General features: G+C 57.0%; 3 protein-coding genes. All 3 read right to left on the minus strand.

What is annotated here, in order from left to right:
- On the minus strand, positions 1-549 hold a 549-nt coding region (locus tag WA354_RS15605), incomplete at its 3' end, for a homogentisate 1,2-dioxygenase (protein WP_472813946.1).
- Positions 491-1,270 carry a phenylalanine 4-monooxygenase gene (locus WA354_RS15610; RefSeq protein ID WP_472813947.1) on the minus strand — a complete coding sequence of 260 codons (780 nt, stop codon included), beginning with the start codon at positions 1,268-1,270 and terminating at the stop codon, positions 491-493. The genes WA354_RS15610 and WA354_RS15605, both read right to left, overlap by 59 nt.
- A 10-nt stretch (positions 1,271-1,280) precedes the next feature.
- Positions 1,281-1,781, minus strand: a 501-nt coding sequence (locus tag WA354_RS15615; RefSeq protein WP_472813948.1) for a VOC family protein, incomplete at its 5' end; no start/stop codon positions are given.

The raw sequence follows: 1,781 nt of genomic DNA on the forward strand, positions 1-1,781 counted from the left end.
ACCCAGCTCTGTGTGGATCTTAAGGACGCCGGTTTGCGGCACGATCAGAAACTCGCCATCTGCGCTATAGAAAAAGCGCTCATCCATCGACGCATTGGCTGCGTACAAATGAATCGCAACGCCTGTCTGCATCGCTGGATCGCCGTTTCCCCCTAACGTAACAATGCCGTCTACAAAATCCGTCCTCGTTTGCGGCACCGGCAGCGGATTCCAGCGAAGTTGGTTCGGGGTTGTTGCCACCTCATTAAACGGCCCGCTGCGGATCATGCCCATCGCCATCTCTTCATACGGGCGATGCGTCACCGAGGGGCGAATGCGATACGTCCATGTCCGTCGATTCAGCGCCCGCGGTGCGGTAAACGGAGTGCCGCTGAACTGCTCGGTATAAAGTCCGAGAGGATGCTTCTGCGGCGCATTCTGGCCAACCGGCAAGCCCCCCGCGACCTCTTCGGTGGCAAACTCATTGCCGAAGCCCGACTGATATTTGAGCTCAACTTCCGCCGTCTCTCGATCGGAGACGGCCGCGTTCGACTCGCTGCTCTGCTTCATGCATCGCCTCGTAGATTTGATCGAAACTGTGGACCGCAAAAAGGACCTTCTGATATTCGTCCACTTTGACCGGAGTGCCCAAAACTTCATCCAGTGAAAAATCCCGAACCACGCATCTCCCGCTCATGACGTGGCCGCATTCGCCTTGCGAACTGATCAGACCGCTGCCGTACACCTTGATCTGATCTCGTTCACGAATCAACCCGAACTCCACCGTGAACCAGAAGAGCCGTCCGAGCTTTTCCAGGAGTCCTTGATTCTCAATCGAGGCACAGACGCGGCCGTAGTGCTCAAGGAAATCAGCGAAGATCGGATGCGCGTGCATGGGCACGTGTCCGAAGACATCGTGAAAAATGTCCGGTTCCGGTGTGTACTCCAGCGAGTTCCTGTTGCGCAGCCACGTTGTCGTGGGAAATCTGCGCGCTGCTAGCATCTCAAAGAACGCAGGACCCGGCAGAAATCCACTTACCGGCGTTGAGTTCCATCCAGTTCTCGGCTCAAGCCGCGAACTGACCGCTGCCAGATTCGGAAGCCGATCCCGCTCGAGACCAATGGTCTCAAATCCTTCCAGATAGGCACGTGCCGCATGACACTCGATGTTCGGCAGCCTCCGGCCCACTAGTTCCGCCCACACACTGTGCTGCTCTTCGCTGTATGCGCCATAATCCTGCCCGATTAAAAAAGGCGCGGCTTTGGAGAGCACTTCCGCGTGCGTCGTCACACCAGCCTCCTCACAGATTGCCGCGTCCCCGCTGCTCGCGCTCGATCGCCTCGAACAGTGCCTTGAAGTTCCCTTTGCCGAAACTCCGGCTGCCCTTGCGTTGAATGATCTCGAAGAACAGGGTTGGCCTGTCTTCCACAGGCCGGGTAAAGATCTGCAGCATGTAGCCCTCATCGTCGCGATCCACCAGAATGCCCAACTCCTCCAACTCATCGACGGGTTCATCGATCTTGCCTACTCGGCCCTGCAACTCCGTGTAATAGGAGTGTGGGACGTGGAGGAAATCCACGCCCTGCGCTTGCATCCTTCGCACCGTCTGCAAAATGTCGCCGGTCGCTAACGCAATGTGCTGAACCCCCGGCCCCCCGTAGAACTCCAGATACTCCTCCACCTGCGATTTACGTTTTCCCTGAGCGGGCTCGTTGATCGGAAACTTTACATAGCCGTTGCCGTTCGCCATCACTTTCGACATCAGGGCGGAGTATTCCGTCGAAATGTCCTTGTCGTCGAA

The organism is Occallatibacter sp. (assembly GCF_049802275.1).
Classification (GTDB): Bacteria; Acidobacteriota; Terriglobia; order Terriglobales; family Acidobacteriaceae; genus Telmatobacter.